This is a genomic window from Micromonospora sp. NPDC023888, from assembly GCF_040639415.1.
Lineage (GTDB): Bacteria > Actinomycetota > Actinomycetes > Mycobacteriales > Micromonosporaceae > Micromonospora.
The window spans coordinates 108713-127009 of sequence record NZ_JBEZZW010000002.1; the positions used below are offsets into that span (position 1 = coordinate 108713).

General features: G+C 72.6%; 14 protein-coding genes. 9 read left to right on the top strand and 5 right to left on the bottom strand.

What is annotated here, in order from left to right; genetic code table 11:
• The first annotated feature begins 341 nt into the window (after positions 1 to 341).
• The gene (locus AB0F61_RS01995; protein WP_357802333.1) at positions 342 to 3854 is read left to right on the top strand and encodes a S8 family serine peptidase; all 3513 of its coding nucleotides are present in this window, start codon (positions 342 to 344) and stop codon (positions 3852 to 3854) included.
• A 355-nt stretch (positions 3855 to 4209) separates the two neighbouring features.
• Positions 4210 to 5430, top strand: a complete 1221-nt coding sequence (locus tag AB0F61_RS02000; protein WP_357802737.1) for a multidrug effflux MFS transporter — start codon at positions 4210 to 4212, stop codon at positions 5428 to 5430.
• Between the two features lie 41 nt (positions 5431 to 5471).
• Here AB0F61_RS02000 and AB0F61_RS02005 read toward each other — a convergent pair whose 3' ends face one another.
• The gene (locus tag AB0F61_RS02005; protein WP_357802336.1) at positions 5472 to 6146 is read right to left on the bottom strand and encodes a hypothetical protein; all 675 of its coding nucleotides are present in this window, start codon (positions 6144 to 6146) and stop codon (positions 5472 to 5474) included.
• A 23-nt stretch (positions 6147 to 6169) separates the two neighbouring features.
• Here AB0F61_RS02005 and AB0F61_RS02010 point away from each other — a divergent pair, with 23 nt between their 5' ends.
• Both AB0F61_RS02010 and AB0F61_RS02015 read left to right on the top strand, forming a co-directional pair.
• Positions 6170 to 6688, top strand: a complete 519-nt coding sequence (locus tag AB0F61_RS02010; RefSeq protein ID WP_238657289.1) for a hotdog domain-containing protein — start codon at positions 6170 to 6172, stop codon at positions 6686 to 6688.
• A 189-nt stretch (positions 6689 to 6877) separates the two neighbouring features.
• On the top strand, positions 6878 to 8860 hold the full coding sequence (locus AB0F61_RS02015; protein ID WP_357802339.1) for an acetoacetate--CoA ligase: 1983 nt from the start codon (positions 6878 to 6880) through the stop codon (positions 8858 to 8860).
• A gap of 60 nt (positions 8861 to 8920) precedes the next feature.
• Here the strand turns inward: AB0F61_RS02015 and AB0F61_RS02020 are convergent, their stop codons facing one another.
• The gene (locus tag AB0F61_RS02020; RefSeq protein WP_357802342.1) at positions 8921 to 9610 is read right to left on the bottom strand and encodes a TIGR03089 family protein; all 690 of its coding nucleotides are present in this window, start codon (positions 9608 to 9610) and stop codon (positions 8921 to 8923) included.
• A gap of 154 nt (positions 9611 to 9764) precedes the next feature.
• On the opposite strand from AB0F61_RS02020, the gene AB0F61_RS02025 reads away from it, so the two are divergent.
• Positions 9765 to 10910 (top strand): glycosyltransferase family 1 protein, encoded by a 1146-nt coding sequence (locus AB0F61_RS02025; RefSeq protein WP_357802345.1) that lies wholly within the window; start codon positions 9765 to 9767, stop codon positions 10908 to 10910.
• 61 nt (positions 10911 to 10971) lie between these two features.
• Positions 10972 to 12060, top strand: coding sequence for a sugar phosphate nucleotidyltransferase (locus tag AB0F61_RS02030; RefSeq protein ID WP_357802348.1), 1089 nt, complete (start codon positions 10972 to 10974; stop codon positions 12058 to 12060).
• On the opposite strand, the gene AB0F61_RS02035 is transcribed toward AB0F61_RS02030, so the two are convergent.
• A complete protein-coding gene (locus AB0F61_RS02035) occupies positions 12029 to 12637 on the bottom strand; it encodes an NUDIX hydrolase (protein WP_357802351.1) in 609 nt (202 codons plus the stop codon). The two genes, AB0F61_RS02030 and AB0F61_RS02035, sit on opposite strands and share 32 nt — an antisense overlap.
• Positions 12638 to 12676: 39 nt before the next feature.
• On the opposite strand from AB0F61_RS02035, the gene AB0F61_RS02040 reads away from it, so the two are divergent.
• On the top strand, positions 12677 to 13723 hold the full coding sequence (locus tag AB0F61_RS02040; protein WP_357802354.1) for a hypothetical protein: 1047 nt from the start codon (positions 12677 to 12679) through the stop codon (positions 13721 to 13723).
• Between the two features lie 285 nt (positions 13724 to 14008).
• A complete protein-coding gene (locus AB0F61_RS02045; protein WP_357802356.1) occupies positions 14009 to 15007 on the top strand; it encodes a winged helix-turn-helix domain-containing protein in 999 nt (332 codons plus the stop codon).
• A 120-nt stretch (positions 15008 to 15127) separates the two neighbouring features.
• Here AB0F61_RS02045 and AB0F61_RS02050 read toward each other — a convergent pair whose 3' ends face one another.
• The gene (locus AB0F61_RS02050) at positions 15128 to 16213 is read right to left on the bottom strand and encodes a coenzyme F420-0:L-glutamate ligase (protein ID WP_357802359.1); all 1086 of its coding nucleotides are present in this window, start codon (positions 16211 to 16213) and stop codon (positions 15128 to 15130) included.
• Positions 16210 to 17157: a 2-phospho-L-lactate transferase gene (gene cofD, locus AB0F61_RS02055; RefSeq protein ID WP_357802362.1), complete on the bottom strand. Its 948-nt coding sequence runs from the start codon at positions 17155 to 17157 to the stop codon at positions 16210 to 16212. Before cofD ends, AB0F61_RS02050 begins: the two co-directional genes overlap by 4 nt.
• A 98-nt stretch (positions 17158 to 17255) precedes the next feature.
• Between cofD and AB0F61_RS02060 the strand changes: the two genes are divergently transcribed.
• A complete protein-coding gene (locus tag AB0F61_RS02060; RefSeq protein WP_357802365.1) occupies positions 17256 to 18248 on the top strand; it encodes a hypothetical protein in 993 nt (330 codons plus the stop codon).
• The last annotated feature ends 49 nt before the right edge of the window (positions 18249 to 18297 follow it).

Here is an 18297-nt window from a genome sequence, read left to right on the forward strand (position 1 = left end):
GGGGGAGAGGGCGACCACCCACCGGTCGCGAAACATTCAAGATCCACCGCCGAAACAAACGGCCGGGAGATTAGCATCTGCCTTTCTCGTGTTGATCAACTTGAGGAATCGTGTTGCTACCTCCACGTCTGCGTGGACGAGGGTCGATAGCGCTGTGCACAGCGCTCGCGGTGCTCGCCCCGTCACCCGCCCTGGCCGCACCCCGCTCCGCTGCCCCCGCGGCCTCATCCGCCCTCGCGCCCGCCTCACCCCCGGCACCCGCGACCACCCCCACCGTCACCCTGATCACCGGGGAGAAGGTCACCGCCACCAGATCGGCTGACGGAAGCCTCAGCCCCCAGGTGCGAGACACCACGGGCAGGCTGACCGGGTTCACCTCGTCCCGGCAGGGAGGCGACACCTACGTCTATCCGCACGGCGTGCTGCCGTACGTGAGCGCCGGACTGCTCGACAAGCAGTTGTTCAACCTCTCCGAGCTGCTTGCGGACGGATACGACGACGCGCGGCGCGACAAGCTGCCGCTGATCGTCACCTACACCGCTGCCGCCGCCCGTGCCCGTGGCGCCTCGGCGCCTGCGGGTGCCCGTGACGTCCGCAGGCTGGACAGCATCCAGGGCGACGCGGTGACCGTCGACCGCTCGGACGCCTTCTGGTCCTCGATCACCGGCGGCGGGGAGAGGGCCGCCCGTTCCACCGGCGGCCGGCTCGCGCTCGGCGGTGGCATCGCGAAGATCTGGCTGGACGGCAAGGTCGAGGCCGACCTCGCCGACAGCACCGCGCAGGTCGGCGCCCCCCAGGTCTGGGCGTCCGGGAACACCGGCAAGGGTGTCGACGTCGCCGTCCTGGACAGCGGTATCGACATCAACCACCCCGACTTCGCCGGCCAGATCGCCGCCACCGAGTCCTTCGTTCCCGGGCAGACGGTGAAGGACGTCTACGGCCATGGCACGCACGTCGCCTCCACCCTCGCCGGCACCGGCGCGGCCTCGGACGGCAAGGAGAAGGGCGTCGCCCCGGGCGTGCGGCTGCACGTCGGCAAGGTCATCGGCGACGACAACGCCGGCCAGGAGTCGTGGATCATCAGCGGCATGGAGTGGGCCGTCCGCGACCAGCACGCCAAGATCGTCAACATGAGCCTCGGCGCCGACCCCACCGACGGCACCGACCCGATGAGTGTGGCGCTCAACGAGCTCAGCGACGAGACCGGGGCGCTGTTCGTCGTCTCCGCCGGTAACGCCGGTCCCGGCGAATACACGGTCGGCACCCCCGGCACCGCTGACGCCGCGCTGACCGTCGGCGCCGTCGACGGCAACGACACCCTCGCCATGTTTTCCAGCCAGGGCCCGCGGATCGGCGACCGGGCCATCAAGCCCGACCTCACCGCCCCCGGTGTCGGCATCCTGGCCGCCCGCTCCCAGGACTCGGCAGGCGAAGGCTGGTACCGCCTCGGCGACGGCACCTCGATGGCATCCCCGCATGTCTCGGGCGCTGCCGCGCTGCTGGCCGCCCAACATCCCGACCTCACCGGAAAGCAGCTCAAGGAAGCCCTGGTCAGCACCGCGAAGGCGGTCGGTGGGCTCAACCCGTACCAGGGCGGCAACGGCCGCCTGGACATCGCCGCGACCACCACCGCGTCCGTCGTCGCCACCACCAGCGCGGACTTCGGGTACCCCGAGTGGCCGACCGCCCCCGAGGGCACCGTCGAACGGGAGGTCCGTTACACGAACCTCAGTGACAACGCTGTCACCCTCGATCTCGCGGCGACCGTCGGCGGTGCCCCGGAGGGCCTCTTCACCCTGTCGTCCCGGCAGATCACCGTTCCGGCGCGCGGCGTCACCTCGGTGACCGTGGCCACGGACTTCGACCGCGTACCGGCCGACAACCCCTTCTCGGGCTTCCTCACGGCCACCGATGCCTCCGGCGCGGTCCGCACCCGTACCGCGCTCGCCATCGGTCGGGAGGGCGTGCGCCACCGCCTCACCTTCCAGGCCAAGGACCGCAGTGGCAGACCGACAGGTGGGGATCTCGTCCTGCTCGGGCAGGACAACAGCGTCCTGCAGCAGCAGATCGACGCCACCGGCACCCTGGAGCTGCGGCTACCCGAGGGCACGTACGCGGCGTGGCTCAAGACCGAGGTCGAGGGCGCGAACGGGCCGAACTCGCGAGGGCTCGGCGTGCTGCCGGTACCGGAGATCACCCTCGACCAGGACCGCACAGTCACCTTCGACGCGACCAAGGCCCGCCGGGTCTCGGTGACCACGCCGCAGGAGTCGACAGTGGACGGCGCCCGCGTCGAGGTGTCCCGCGACTTCGGCGGCAACGTCTGGACCGACGGCTGGTTCCCGGATCCCGCGCACGACAGCGTCTGGGTGCTGCCCACCGACCGCAAGGTCACGACGGGCACGTTCAGCTTCAGCACACAGTGGCGCACCGTGCAGCCCGCCCTGACGGTGACGGCCGACGGCCGTGACTACGACGACCTTCGGGTGCAGCGGGCCGCGACGCCGCTGCCCCGGGGCGATCAACACCTCGACGCGGTGTTCGCCGGCGACGGCGACAGCAGCCGGTACGCCACGCTGAACGCCCGCGGCAAGACCGCAGTGGTGCGCCGCAACGACGCCGTACCCGTGGAGAAGCAGGCCGCGGCGGCGGCGTCCGCCGGTGCCCGTCTCCTGCTCGTGGTGAACGACGGCACCGGGCGCCTCACGGCGTGGCCGGGTTCGGTATGGGTGCCACAGGACCCGCCGCCGGTCACCGTGGCCACCCTCACCCGGGACGAGGGCGAGCAGTTGATCGCCCGGATCAGCCGCGAGAAGCGGGTCCGGCTCGACGTCACCTCCCACCCGACCACCGAGTACGTCTACGACCTGATCCGCGACTACACGGGTGCCATTCCTGGGGACCTCGCCCAGCGGGTCACCCCGCGCGACCTGGCCCGGGTCGACATGTCCCTGCGCAACTGGCGTCCCGGCCGGGCGGTGGAGACCCGCAGCGGTTACACCGCGTCGGGGTCGATAAGCGGCCTCGACTACCACGAGGTCCCGGCGCGCGGCGAACGCACCGACTGGGTCAGCGCCGGGACGCGATGGGCCACGAACGTCGCGGTGCCGGACGAGCAGTCCCAGCAGACGGCACCCACCACCTACCGGGCCGGCTCGGTCCAGCAGGAGCGGTGGTTCGGCCCGGTGCAACGGCCTCGGCTGCTGACGACAAGCACCGTCTTCCGGGGCGACGGTGACGCGATCTCCGCAATGATTCCCGGCTGGGGCGACTCGGGCACCGCGCACGAGGGCAGCACCTCCGGCAACCTGGCCGTCGACAACAGCCTGCGGCTCTACCAGGGCAACACGCTCGTCGGCGAGGCCGACCGTTCCCAGCCCATGATGAGCAGCAGCGTCCTCAGCCCGGAACCACTGCCGTACCGACTCGTGTCGGACAACAAGCGTGACGGCTGGGCCGGGCCGTACTCCACAGCCACCAGGACGGAATGGGGCTTCACCTCCGCCCGGATCAAACCTGGCGTCCTGTGGTGGGAACCGTCCCTGATCCAGCTCGACTACGCCGTCGACACCGATGTCGACGGCAAGGCGAAGCGCAACGCCGAACTCACCGTCACCGCACTGCACCTGCCGACGGCGACCGAGGCGTCCGCCATCGGCACGGTGACCGTGGAGGTGTCCTACGACGACGGGGTGACCTGGCACCACACCACGATCAAACGCAAGGGCGACGGCTGGCGTACGCGGATCGACGCCCCGCGTACGGCAGATTTCGTCACCCTGCGCACCACGGCCCGGGACGCCCGGGGGAACAGCGTCGAGCAGAGCATCACCCGGGCCTTCGGCCTGCGGTGAGCTGGGCGGCGGGGCGGGGACCGGCATCGGTCCCCGCCCCGCCGCTCGTCGTGGGCGACGTCGCGGCGGCGTGACTCTGCCCACAGCGGGAACGTCGTACGGCTCTGGGACGTTGGCGAGCGACAGGATCACCACCGGATGATCGCCTCGTCCGGCCACCCCACCATGACCCCCCGCCTCGTCACTCTCTCGTCGTCCAACGTCGGGCACGGGACACCACGCCCCGCTGACGCCGTGACGACGCACAAGCTTCCGCAGAGAGATCGAGATGATGAAGCAGTTGGTGGACAAGACCGGACCGGCCACCCGCACGGAACACCCGGACACGACCGCTGAGGTGCTGCCCGGTGACCTGATGACCAACCGGCAGCGGGCGCAACTCGTCCTCGTGCTCGGTGCGCTTATCGCCATCGGGCCGTTGACCATCGACATGTACCTGCCCGCGCTGCCCGCCATCACGGCCGGGTTGCAGACCACCGAGACCGCCGTGCAGTTGACGCTCACCGGCACGCTCGTCGGCCTGGCACTGGGCCAGTTGCTGATCGGGCCGCTCTCCGATGTGGTCGGGCGGCGGGTGCCGCTGCTGGCCGGGCTGGCCGCCCACATCGTGGCATCCGTCCTGTGCGTCTTCGCGCCGAACATCGCAGTGCTCGGCGCGCTGCGTGTCCTGCAGGGGCTGGGCGTCGCGGCCGCCACCGTGGTCGCGACCGCCGTCGTCCGGGACCTGTTCAGTGGCGCCTCGTTCGCCCGGATCTTCTCCCGGCTGATGCTCGTCATGGGCCTGGCGCCCATTCTCGCGCCGACCCTGGGCAGCGGCCTGCTGAGCTGGACCGACTGGCGGGGAGTCTTCGCGGCGCTCGCGGTGCTGGGTGCGCTGCTGATCGTCGTGGCGGCGCTCCGGCTCCCGGAGACCCTTCCGGTGGCGCGTCGGCGGCACGGAGGGATCGGTGCCACCCTGCGCGACTACCGGGGGCTGCTCAACGACCGGGCGTTCGTCGGGTTGGTGCTGGTTGCCGGGCTGGCGATGGCGGCCCTGTTCGCGTACGTCGCGGGATCGTCGTTCGTGCTCCAGCGGGAGTACGGCCTCGACGAGCAGCAGTTCGGCCTGGCCTTCGGGGCCGGCGCGGTCGGCCTGATCGGGGCCACCCAGTTCAACGTCCGGCTGCTGCGCCGCTACACCCCGCAGCAGATCCTGGTCAGCGCGCTCGTCGCGGGAACGGCGGCCGGCCTCCTGCTCGTCGTGTTCGCGGCGACCGGCTTCGGTGGCCTGGGCACCCTGCTCGCGTCACTGTGGCTGGTCCTGGCCGCGGCGGGCCTGGCCCTGCCGAACGCTCCGGCGCTGGCCATGAGCCGGCACAGTGAGGCCGCTGGCACCGCCGCGGCGCTGCTCGGCGCCGTGCAGTTCGGTGTCGGCGCGCTCTCGGCGCCACTGGCGGGCCTGTTCGGCACCGGGAGCGTGTCGATGGCGATCGTCATCGCGGGCGGCATGGCCGCCGCGCTGATCGTCATGCTCCTCGTCGTGCCCCGCGCCGGCCTCGGCACTGTCGACCCGGACCTGGCGGTCGCCCCCCACTAGGAAGAGGGCGGGCGGGCCGGTTGCCCCGGCCCGCCCGACGATCAGCGAATCTCCGTGGTGTTGTCCTCCGGGCGCGGCTGGCCGCGCGGTGGGGCGGACCAGGGCGACTCGCCACCCACCCGGCGCGGCAACGGCTCGGTCGATGTCGGCTCGGCCGGGTAACCCAGAGTGAGCGGCGCGGTGTCGCGCTCCGCGGGCGTGGGGGACGGCCAGTCGGTGAGCGTGAAGTCGTCGTCGCGGGGGCCGGTGCCCGGCGCGGACACCGGCGCCGTGGCCGACTCGGTGGCCGGACGCGGCCACTGCCGCCAACGTTGCAGGCTGAACGTCGCCATCAGCAGCAGCAGGCCGATCAGGAAGAGTGTGCCGTCCTCCACGGGCAGCCGCAGCGGCAACGGATCGCCGGCCACCTTCCACCCGTGCGGGATCGCATCCCGTACCGCGAAGGGCGCCACGAACATCCCGATGTACGGGGTGACCAGCAGCAACCCGGCCACCAGCGGACCGAGCGGCGAGAAGCGCAGCGTGCCGAGCAGGCCCAGCAGGACGCCGCCGACACCGAGGTAAACGGCTGGCTCGATCAGGTTGGCGGTGTTGAACGTGCCGGTCTCCACCCAGCGGTCGACCGTCCGGCTCGACCCGTCCTGCCCCAGTGTGACGAGCACCCAGGTGATGGGCGCCACCACCAGCCCGGCGAGGAAGCTCCAGAGATGTCGCATCCGCGCACCGTACCGTTTTCGACATGACTGAGCACCTCTCCGCCGCACCGATCGGCAAGCCGACGTCGTACTCGCGCGTCACGCTGAGCAAGATCATGACTGCCGTGGACGTGAACCTCTACGGCACCGTGCACGGCGGGGTTCTGATGAAGTTCGTCGACGACGTGGCGGGCGCCGCCGCTGCCCGGCACAGCGGCGGAACGGCAGTGACCGCGGCGATCGACGAGATCGTCTTCTCCGAGGCGGTCCGGGTCGGCGACCTCGTGCACGCGCACGCGCAGGTGAACTGGACCGGGCAGACCTCGATGGAGGTGGGCGTGCGGGTGGTCGCCGAGCGGTGGGACTCGGCGGAGGACGCGCCGGTCCGGGTGGCGACCGCGTACCTGGTCTTCGTCGGCGTGGACGTCGGCGGCGCCCCACGGGCGGTCCGCCCGGTGCTGCCGGAGACGGCGGAGGACGAGCGCCGGTACAAGGAGGCCGAGATCCGTCGCGCGCACCGCCTCGCCCGCCGCCGCGCCATCCAGGCCCACCGCGCCGGCTGACAGGAGCGGCGGGGCTCCCGGTCACCGCCGGTGACCCCGCCACGTTTTCCACATGGGGTGACCGGCTGGAGTGTGGGGTGGGCACGCATCGGTTGGCGTACCCGGTGCGCAGAATGGCGCTTCGAGGTAGGGCAAGATGGCGCCACGGCCCATGCACAGTGTCGTGCCGGGCCAGGGGAGGGTGGAGCAGTGGCTGACATGCTGTGGACGCCGCCGGTGGACGTACGGGAGCGGTCCCGGATCGGCGGCTACCTGCGCTGGCTGCGGGAGCACCGCGGGTTGGACTTCGCCGACTACGACGCGCTGTGGCACTGGTCGACCACCGACCTGGACGGGTTCTGGCGCTCGATCTGGGACCACTTCGAGGTCGTCGCGCACACCCAGCCGACCGCCACCCTGGCCGAGCGGGGCATGCCCGGCGCCCGCTGGTTCCCCGGTGCCACGCTCAACTACGCGGAGAACGTGCTGCGGATGCCGGGGCGCGCCGACGACGACCCGGTGGTGATCGCGCACGGGCAGACCCGCGCGCCGGTCACCCTTACCGCCGGGGAGCTGCGCGAGCAGGTCCGCCGGGTGTCGGCCGGGCTGCGTCGGCTCGGCGTCACCGCCGGTGACCGGGTGGCGGCGTACGCCCCGAACATCCCCGAGACGTACGTCCTCCTGCTGGCCGCCGCCAGTCTGGGCGCGATCTTCTCGTCCTGCGCGCCGGAGTTCGGCACCCGCAGCGTCACCGACCGCTGGCAGCAGATCGAACCGACAGTGCTGGTCGCCGTGGACGGCTACCGGTACGGCGACAAGGCGGTGGACCGGCGCGCGGAGGTCGACGCGATCCGGGCCGCCCTGCCGTCGCTGCGGCACACCGTCGGCATCCGCTACCTGGACCCGGCGGGCCCCGCGCCGCGCGACGCGCTGGGCTGGGACGAGTTGGCCGCGCCCACCGACGAGCCGTTGACGTTCACGCCGGTGCCGTTCGACCACCCGCTGTACGTCCTGTACTCCTCGGGCACCACCGGGCTGCCCAAGCCGATCGTGCACGGTCACGGCGGCATCCTGCTGGAGCACCTGAAGATGCTCGCCCTGCACCACGACCTGGGCCCGGCCGACCGGTTCTTCTGGTTCACCACCACCGGCTGGATGATGTGGAACTTCCTGATCTCCGGCCCGGCGGTGGGCGCGAGCATCGTGCTCTTCGACGGCAATCCGGCCCACCCCGACCTCGGTGGGCTGTGGCGGCTGGCGGCGGAGACCGGCACCACGTACTTCGGCACCTCGGCGCCCTTCCTGCTGGCCTGCCGCAAGGCTCAGCTCGTACCCCGCGAGGTCGCCGACCTGTCCGCGCTGCGCGGCGTCGGCTCGACAGGCGCGCCGCTGCCCGCCGAGGGCTTCCACTGGGTGTACGAGACGGTGAGCGACCGGGTGCAGCTCCAGTCGCTGTCCGGCGGCACCGACGTGTGCACCGGCTTCGTGGGCGGGGTGCCGCTCCTGCCCGTGTACGCCGGCGAGATCGCCTGCCGGGCGTTGGGCGCGAAGGTGGAGGCACGGTCGGCCGACGGCGCCCCGGTGATCGGCGAGCTGGGCGAGTTGGTCATCACCGAGCCGATGCCGAGCATGCCTGTGGGTTTCTGGAACGACCCGGACGGCGTCCGTTACGCCGAGGCGTACTTCGACGTCTACCCGGGCGTCTGGCGGCACGGGGACTGGATCACCATCAACGAGCGGGGCGGTTGCGTGATCACCGGCCGCTCCGACGCCACCCTCAACCGGGGCGGGGTGCGGTTGGGCACCGCCGAGTTCTACTCGGTCGTCGAGGGGTTGGACGAGGTGGTCGACTCGGTCGTCGTGCACCTGGAGGACGACGAGGGCGGCGCCGGTGAGCTGCTGCTCTTCGTGGTGCTGGCCGATGGCCTGGAGCTGGGCGACGACCTGCGGAAGAAGATCTGCCGCGAGCTGCGCACCGCCCTGTCGCCCCGGCACGTGCCCGACGAGATCCATCAGGTACGCGCGGTGCCCCGCACCCTGTCGGCGAAGAAGCTCGAGGTCCCGGTCAAGAAGATCCTCACCGGCACACCGGTCGACCGGGCTGCCGCCAAGGGCGCCCTGGTCAACCCCGAGTCCCTGGCGTCCTTCGCCACCTTCGCCGAACGCCGGGCGACGGGCCACCGGCCTGCCTGAAGGGTCCTGCCCGGCGGCGCTGCACTGGTGTCGGGGTGCCGACCGGGCCCGGCGGGCGGGTCACGGGAGGGTGTGGGTGGCCTTCTCCGTGGCCTGGCGACCGGCCAGGCGGGCCGGGTCGAGGTTGGCGCAGAGGACGACGGTGGCGGCCCGGGTGAGCGGGGCCAGCAGCCAGTCGACCGGGTCCGGGTACCGGGCGGCGTCGACGAGGACGCGAGCGCCGGCCTCGATGCCCAACTCCGCGGCGCGGGCCTCGGCACGGGCCAGCAGGTGCTCGTCGGTGGGGCCCGGCCCCGGCTGCGGGTTGAAGTGGTCGCCGTGCCGGCGGACCTCGACCACGTAGTCGGCGAACCCGGGCGGCACCTGCCGCAGCGGGGCGGCGAGCGGAGCCAACCCGAGGGCGTACCGCTCGTCGGCCGGCCAGGACTGCGCCTCGTCGAGCCGGTCGGCGGCGGCGAAGAGCACGTCGACGTCGCCAGGCGTGTCGATGACGCTCAACTTGGTCGACCAGCAGCCCAGCAGGACCGCCGCGGTCTGCCAGTGCGGCGGCAGCAGCACCCCGGCCGGGGTGCCCGGGGCGAGGCCCACCTCGTCGACGAGCAGGTTGGCGGTCTTCGCCACCCAGTTCGCCACTGTGGCGCCGGAGAGCTCGGTGCGGTCACCGCTGGCATCGTCGTACCAGGTGAGGAGCGGTCGGGTCGGGTCGGTCGCGATCGCGTCGGCGAACACCCGGGCAATGTTGTCGGCCATCGGCGCGAACGATACGCCAGTGCGGGCCGTACTCGATGACGATGACAACTCGGCGTACCGTCGGGTCGCAGTCAGCGTCGGCCCCGCGCCCCGGCGTAGGCTTGACCCCCGGAGTGTTGTTCCCCACAGACCCGCCAGTGCAAGGAGTCGCCCCGTGACCGCCGGTCGCCCGCCCCGCGTGCTCATCGACGCCACGAGTGTCCCCGCCGACCGTGGTGGCGTCGGTCGATACGTCGATGGTCTGCTCGGTGCCCTCGGCAAGGTGTGCGGGTCGGGGGTGGAGCTGGCGGTGGTCAGCCTCCGCACCGACCTGGAGCGTTACACCCGGATGCTGCCCGGCGCGGAGATCATTCCAGCTCCGGCCGCCGTGGCGCACCGCCCGGCCCGGCTCGCCTGGGAGCAGACCGGCCTGCCGCTGCTCGCCCAGCAGGTGAGCGCCGACGTGCTGCACTCGCCCTTCTACACCTGCCCGCTGCGGGCCGGGTGCCCGGTCACGGTCACCGTGCACGACGCGACGTTCTTCACCGAGCCGGAGCACTACGACAAGTCCCGCCGCACGTTCTTCCGCAGCGCCATCAAGACCTCGATGCGCCGCGCCAACCGGGTGATCGTGCCCAGCAAGGCCACCCGCGACGAGCTGATCCGGCTGCTCGACGCCGACCCGACGCGGATCGACGTGGCCTACCACGGCGTCGACCAGGCCGCCTTCCACGCCCCCACGGAGGAGGAGAAGGCCCGCGTCCGCGCCCGGCTGGGGCTGGGCAACAGCAGCTACGTCGCCTTCCTCGGCGCCAAGGAGCCGCGGAAGAACGTGCCCAACCTGATTCGGGGTTGGGCGCGCGCGGTGGCCGACCGGGCCGAGCCGCCGGCGCTGGTGATCGCCGGTGGGCAGGGGCACGACGACGACATCGACCGGGCGGTCGCCGAGGTTCCGTCGCACCTGCGCCTGCTGCGCCCCGGCTACCTGCGCTACGCCGACCTGCCCGGTTTCCTCGGTGGCGCGCTGGTCGCCGCCTACCCGTCCTACGGCGAGGGGTTCGGGCTGCCGATCCTGGAGGCCATGGCGTGCGCCGCCCCGGTGCTGACCACGCCCCGGCTCTCGCTGCCCGAGGTGGGCGGCGACGCGGTCGCGTACACCTCGGAGGACGCGGAGCAGATCGGCACCGACCTGGCCGCGCTGCTCGACGACGAGCAGCGGCGGTTGTCGCTGGCGAAGGCGGGGTTCGACCGGGCCAAGGAGTTCACCTGGGAGTCGAGCGCCGAGGTGCACATCGCCGCCTGGAGTCGCGCCCGTTCGTGACCCGGGGCCCCTGGTGGTGACCCGTGCCACTGCCAGCAGGTGCGTCGGGCATGATGTGCGGATGCTTTATGCGGTCATTCCGGCAGGTGGCAGCGGCACGAGGTTGTGGCCGTTGTCCCGCGCCGGCCACCCCAAGTTCCTCCACCCGCTGACCGGCACCAGCTCCTCGCTGCTCCAGGCGACCGTGGAGCGGCTCGCGCCGCTGACCACACCGGATCGGACCCTGGTGGTCACCGGTGCCGCGCACGTCGCGGCGGTGGCTCGGCAGCTGACCGGTCTGCCGGAGGAGAACATCCTGGTCGAGCCGTCCCCTCGGGATTCCTGCGCGGCGATCGCCCTGGCCGCCGCGGTGATCGCGGTGCGCGACCCGGACGCGGTGATGGGCAGCTTCGCGGCCGACCACCTGATCGGCGACCCAGGGAGCTGGGTCCACACCGTCCAGGAGGCGGTCCGGGGGGCCGAGCAGGGAATGCTGATGACCGTCGGGATCACCCCGACCCGCGCGGAGACCGGCTACGGCTACCTGGAGACCGGCGAGGAGACCGACGCTCCGTGGCGGCCGGTTACCGAGTTCAAGGAGAAGCCGGACGCCGAGGTCGCCGAGGCGTACGTCCGTTCCGGCCGGCACCTGTGGAACGCGAGCATGTTCGTGTGGCGGGTGGATGTCTTCCTCGCCGAGCTGGCCCGCCAGCAGCCGGCGTTGCACGCCGGCGTCGCCGCCATCGCCGCCGCCTGGGGCACCCCCGAGCAGGACGAGGTGCTCGGCGCGATCTGGCCGACCCTGCCGAAGATCTCCGTCGACTACGCGGTGATGGAGGGCGCGGCCACCGCGGGTCGGGTCGCGACCGTGCCGGGCGACTTCGGTTGGAACGACGTCGGCGACTTCCACACCCTGGGTGAGGTGCTGCCGGCCGACGAGGCGGGCAACGTGGTGCTCGGCACCGACGCCAAGCCCGGGGTGCTCCTGCGGGACAGCGCCAACCTGGTGGTGGTGCCGCAGTCCGGTCGGTTGGTGGCTGTCCTCGGGCTGCGCGACCTGATCGTGGTGGACACCCCGGACGCGGTGCTGGTCTGCCCGCGCGACCGAGCCCAGGGCGTCAAGGCCCTGGTCGACGAGCTCAAGGCTCGCGGCGAAGAGGGCTACGTCTGAGGGCAGCCAGAGCCGGCGCGACCAGTTGCACGGTCCCGCCGGCCAGCGGCTCGGGCAGTTGGTCCGCCGGAAACCAGCCCAGCTCCTCGGCCTCGTCGCTCACCTGCTCCACCGCGCCGGGCGGCGCGACCACGGCGAACCGGACGTCGTAGTGGCGTGAGCCGCCCTGGCAGAGCACCTCGTGCACGTCGACGTCGATCGGCACCGGGTCGATGCGCAGCCCGGCGATCCCGGACTCCTCGGTGGCCTCGCGGAGCGCGGCGGCCACCAGGGTCTCGTCGACCGGCTCGCAGTGCCCGCCGAGCTGCACCCAACGACCGAACTTGGCGTGCAGACAGAGCAGCACCCGCGTGCCGGTGGCGTCCAGCACCAGCGTGCTCGCGGTGACGTGCCCGGGGCGGTGTTGTCGGCTCATCGCGACCGGCCCGGCCGCGAGCAGGGCGAGGGTCCGGTCCCGCGCGGTCGAGGCAGCCGGGCTGGTCGGCTGCCAACCGTCGAGCAGCGCGGTGGCGTCGGCGTGCAGCGACGCGTACGCCGCGGGGTCGGTCGGCTGGGCGGTGATCGAGGTGTCGGACACCCCGCCACTGTACGAGCGTGTGCTCCGTACCCTGGCTCGGTGACCCTCCGACTCGTCGAATTCGTGGTGGCCGGCAACGAGGCAAGCGATCTGCTGCCGGTGCGGTCGACGGCGCTGCTGCGCGCGTACGGTGCCCGGCGGGGCTTCTGGACGGTGCTGGACGAGGGGCCGGTGGAGCGCTGCCTTGCGTTGCTGCTGGAGCAGGATGACGGCGAGTGGACGGCCCGGCACGTGCTGGCGGACGCCGGTGTGGAGAACGGGCGGACCGAGGATGGTGAGGCGCTCGCCCACCACGACGGCTGGGTGTACGTCTTCGGCTCCCACTTCGGCTCGAAGGCTGGCCCGCTGCGGCCCCGGCGCGCCTTCGTGGCCCGTTTCCGGGAGGACGACGCGGCGGCCGGGGCGGTGCCGGTGCACGTGGTGCGCAATTCGTTCCGCCTGCACCGGGCGGTCAACGACGCCCTCGCCGGGTCGCCGTTGACCCTGTTGCCTCCTGGGGAACGGGTGCGGGCGCGGTTCATCGTGGAGACGCTGGCGCGGGGGACCGCCCGGGAGAAGCGCTGGGTGAGCCGGCTGGCCCCGGACGACCTGCCGTTGAACGTGGAGGCGGCGGCCTTCACCCCGGGCGGGACGGTGCTGCTCGGGCTGCGGTTCCCGGTCACGGACGCCGGTGAGCCGATCCTGGTGGAGGTCGCCGGTGTGCCGGGCATGTTCGCGGCGGAGCCGGAGTGGCCGGGGGCGTTGCGCGTGTACGCGTTGACCGGGGTCACCCCGCCGGGGCAGCTGACCGGGTTCCGCGCGATCACCCCGACGGCGGACGGCGGGTACGCGGCCGTGATCGGCTCGATCGACGCGCTGGGCAAGGGCTCGGTGCTGCTCGACGATCATCCGGGCGGCGGTGACGTGACGTCTCGGCACGTCCGCTTCCGACTTCCGGCCGGTGCGTCGGACGACGTGTGTCGGCTGGTCGGGGAGCCGGTGCTGGACCTGGCGCCGTTCCACCACGTGGAGGGGCTGGCCGAGCTGGACGGGCGACCGTTCTACGTCACGGACGAGGATCACCGGGTCGCGCTCTGGGTTGGTTGAGCCGACCGGGTGGTGTGGGGGGCTGGATGACCGGACGGCACCTCTGCGGAGCAAGGGCCGCAGACCCTCGTGGTGCCGCCCGATCACCGGGGCCTCCCCAGACCCGGTGCCCTGGGCCGGGGCATCGAGGACGCACCGGCACGGTGTTCGGGCACTGGAAGCATGTCGAACCGCTTCGGCGACGTCGAGGTTTTTCAGTCCAGGCTTAAAGATGGAGATTAGTGCCGGCCGGGTAGAGTCGAACGGTCACCCGGCATCCCCCTGCTGGCGACACTGGAGCGCTCCATGCTGAAGATCCACTTTTCCGGGGAGGACATCCTCCGGACTCGGGTGGCGCCGGCGGCGGACCCGGTCTGGGAGCTGGTCCTCAGCCTGCACGCGTTGCAGGCCCGCAACCGCGACCCGTTGACGGCGAACTGGCGGCGCAGCGTGTCCCGAGGGCTGCGTCAGGACGTCGCCTCCGAGCAGCTCCGGTTGCTCTTCGCGTTGAGCCCGCCGCGCGGCTACTTCCCGGACTTTCTCACCCCGTACGCGAGTGTGGACGGCTTCGAGGCCGGGCTGGAGGCGCTGCGCAGCACCCCGACCGGGATGCTGCAACGAGATCTGAGCGTGCTCGCCGCCGAGAACCAGTTGCCGCCGTCGGCGGCCGCGCTGGCCCGAGGTGAGGTGGAGGTGCTGCACCACCTCGCCGACTCGATGGTCCAGTACCGGTCGTTGGCGATCAACCCGTACTGGAGCCGGATCCAGTCGGCGGTCGCGGCGGACCGGGCGCACCGGGCCAGGGCCCTGCTCGACGGCGGTGTCGAGGGCCTGCTCACCAGCCTCCGGCCGGCCATGCGCTGGGACGGTGGGGTGCTCGAGGTCCGCAACTACCCGCACAGCCGGGAGCTGCACCTGGACGGTCGGGGGCTGCTGCTCGTGCCGTCCTTCTTCTGCGCGGACACGCCTGTCGCCCTGCTCGACCCGGCCCTGCCGCCGGTGCTTGTCTACCGGGTGGACCGGCTGGGCGGGCTGGCGTCGGTCGACGATACCGGGGCGGCCCGGTCCGCTGCGGCCCGCGACTCACTCGCCGCGCTGCTCGGCCGCACCAGGGCGGCGGTGTTGCAGGCCAGCGACGAGGGCTGCACCACCGGTGAGGTCGCCCGCCGACTCAACATCTCACCGGCGGCGGCGAGCCAACACGCCACGGTGCTGCGTAACGCCGGCCTGCTGGTCAGCCACCGGGACCGCAACAGCGTCCTGCACACGTTGACCCCGCTCGGCCGGGCCATGCTGGACGCCTGACCCGCCACCTGTCACCGCGCGACGGCGTGCGCCGAGCCGCCTGGGCGGGCGACCCGGCCGTCTCTCGGAGCGCGAGTGCGGCGTGCGCCGGGCCGCCTGGGCGGGCGACCTAGCCGTCTCTCAGAGCGCGAGCGCGGCGCTCGCCGGGCTGCCGGGCGGCGGCGGCAACAGGGTCGACCCGACGCCCTGGGCAGCCAGGGCGACGCGCAGTCGGTGCAGGTCGGCGCCGAAGCGCACCAGGCCGACCGGGTCGACTGGTGTCGGGGCGGAGCCGAGCACCAGGGTGGCGCCGTCCGGCCAGCCGGGCATCTCGGCGACCAGTCCGGCGCGTACCTCGGCCTCGTCGACAAGGGTGAAGACCGTGCCGGGGGCGACCACCTCGGCGACCGTGTCGATCGCCCGTCGCACCGCGGTGAGGTCGGCCGGCGTGGGGCCGCGACCATCGGCCAGGGTGGCGGCGTCGGCGAGCCCGGCGGCGCGGGCTTCGGCGGTGCCGAGCGCGAAGAGGTCCTGTGCCGCGTCGCGGATCAGCGCCCGCGCGCCCCCGGCGTCGTCCGGGCTGGTGGCGGCGAGGTAGCCCCGCACGACCGCGATGGGGACCTGATCGCACTTGCCCTTGATCAGCTCACCGGCGGCGGCCAGTTCGTCCACCACGGCCATCTGGGTGAGCTGGAGCTCGTTGCCGTACGGATCCACCTCGCCCCGGTGGTCGCGGATGGCCGGCATCCCGGCCACGCCCAGCGCCACGTCGGTGAGCCCGTTACGCCAGGGCCGGCCCATGGTGTCGCTGATGATCACGGCCACGTCCAGGTCGTAGCGCTCCCGCAGGGCGTCACGGAGCGCCCGTGCCGATGCGTCCGGGTCGACCGGCAGCAGCACCAGTTGGGTCTTGTCCACGTTCGACGCGTCGATCCCCGCGGAGGCCATCACGAAGCCGTGGTGGGTCTGCACGATCCGGGTCGGCCCCCGACTGGCGACCACCCGGGCGGTTTCGCCGGCCAGCACCTCGTCCCGTGCGGCCAGCCGCTCGGGCCCGTCCGCCGGGACGTCGACCAGCCGCCCCTCCGACTTGGAGACGATCTTGCTGGTGACCACCAGCACGTCCCCGTTATGCAGCCACGGCGCGGCGGTCGCGATCATCGCCGCCAGGTCGTCACCCTCGGTCACGTGGCCGATGCCGAGCACCGGCAGGATCTCCAGCCTCACGTCAACTCCACCGCGGCGCGGACCATGGCCGCCGTCGCCGCCTCGTCGGTCATCCGCAGCGGCATCGCGCGGACCGTCACCCCCGGCACCACAGTGCCAGCGTCCTCCTCGGCCACCAACCAGCCATCAAGCAGGCCGCCGTCCGACCGGCCCCCGTAGAGGCGGCCCACCCCGGCGGCGCTGCACTCGACACCAAGCACGGCGAGACACCTGTCGGCCATCCCCCGCACCGGAGCGCCGCCGATGATCGGTGCGACGCCCACCACCGGCGCCGGGCCGTCCGCCACCGCCTCCCGCAGCCCCGGTACGGCCAGCACCGGCGCGACGCTCACCACCGGGTTGCTGGGAGCGACCAACACCAGGTCGGCGGAGCTGATCGCGTCCAGCACCCCGGGTGCCGGCTTCGCCGTCTCCGCGCCGACGAAGACGAAGCGGTGGGTGCGGATGTCGGCCCGGTGCCGGATCCACCACTCCTGGAAGTGGATCGCCCGCTGACCCTGCTCGTCCTCCACCACCGCGTGGGTCTCCAGGCGGTCGTCGGTCGCCGGCAGCAGGCGTACGCCCGGTTGCCAGCGGGTGGACAGCGCCTCGGTGACCGCGCTCAACGGGTAACCGCCGTTGAGCATGGTGCTGCGCACCAGGTGGGTGGCGATGTCCTTGTCGCCGAGGCCGAACCAGTCCGGCTGTGCCCCGTACGCGGCCAACTCGCCCTTGACCGTCCAGCTCTCGCCGACCCGACCCCAGCCCCGCTCCGGGTCCGCGCCGCCGCCGAGCGTGTACATGACGCTGTCCAGGTCGGGGCAGATCTTCAACCCGTGTAGCCACAGGTCGTCGCCGACGTTGACCACGGCGGTCACCTCCGCGCCGACCTCGCGGGCGTAGGCCCGGACGCCGAGCAGGAAGCGGGCGCCGCCGATGCCGCCGGTCAGTACCACGATGTGCATGACGACCATCCTCGCGCACGTGACGCCTCCGGTCCGCTGCTGGCCCGGGAGACTAGGCTCACGTGCGCCCTGTCCGCTCATGCCCCGAGGGGGAGCTCGTGACCAGCCCCGCCGAGCCCGCGTCCGCCGACGCGGCGCAGGCCCGTCAGCTCACCAAGCCGCTTCGCGAACTCGCCGCGCTCGCGCTGCTCGGCGCCAACGCCGTGTTCCTCTTCGTGGGCCTGCTCCGGCTGATCGCCCCGGACGGCTCCTTCACCGGTCGTGCGGGTGAGGCCTTCGGCACGTTCGTCGGGGTGGCGGCGGTGGGCCTCCCGCTGCTGGCCGTGCTGCTGGCCACGCACATCTCGCCGGTGGTGCCGAAGGCCAAGCTGATCACGCAGGCGGCCGTCGGTCAGTACGGGGTGAGCGCGGTGTTCGGCACGCTGACCCTGCTGATCTGGACGGTGGGCCGGTTGGCCGATGCCGAGGTGCTCGACGCGCTCCTCGGTGTGCTCACCCGGTTCGCCTGGATGGTGATCTTCGCGGTGGCCGCCTGGGTCGTCTACACCGTGTGGCGTGCCCACTACTACGTGCCGCGGCCCAAGCCTCAGCCGGGTGTCTACGGCCAACCGCAGCCGGGCTGGCCGCAGCAGCAGGGTGGTTGGCCGACCCCGGGGCAGCCCGGTGGTCAGCCGCAGGGTGGGTGGCCCGCTCCCGGGCAGCCGGGCGGGTACCCGCCGGGTCAGTTCGGCGGCCCGTACGCCCAGCCGTCCCCGCCGTTCCAGGCCCCGCAGTCGGCCCCGCCGCACCCCCAGTCCGCGCCGCCGTTTCCGCAGTCCGCGCCGCCGGCCAACCCCGCACCGCAGTCGGCGCCGCCCGTGTCGCCGTTCGGGCAGCCGCCATTCGGGCAGCCGCCGTCGGCCGACCCGACCCAGGCTATTCCGCGCCAGTCCGCCGAGCCGGCTTCCGCCGACCCGACCCAGGCCATTCCGCGCCAGTCCGCCGAGCCGACGTCCGCCGACCCGACCCAGGCGATCACCCGCCCGGTCGACCCGGACGCCGACCGCACCCAGCAGATCAAGCCCGGTGAGCACCCGGACCAGCCGCGCTGAGGCTGCTCCGACAACGCTTCTTCGATCACTGAGCATCGTTCCGCTGGCA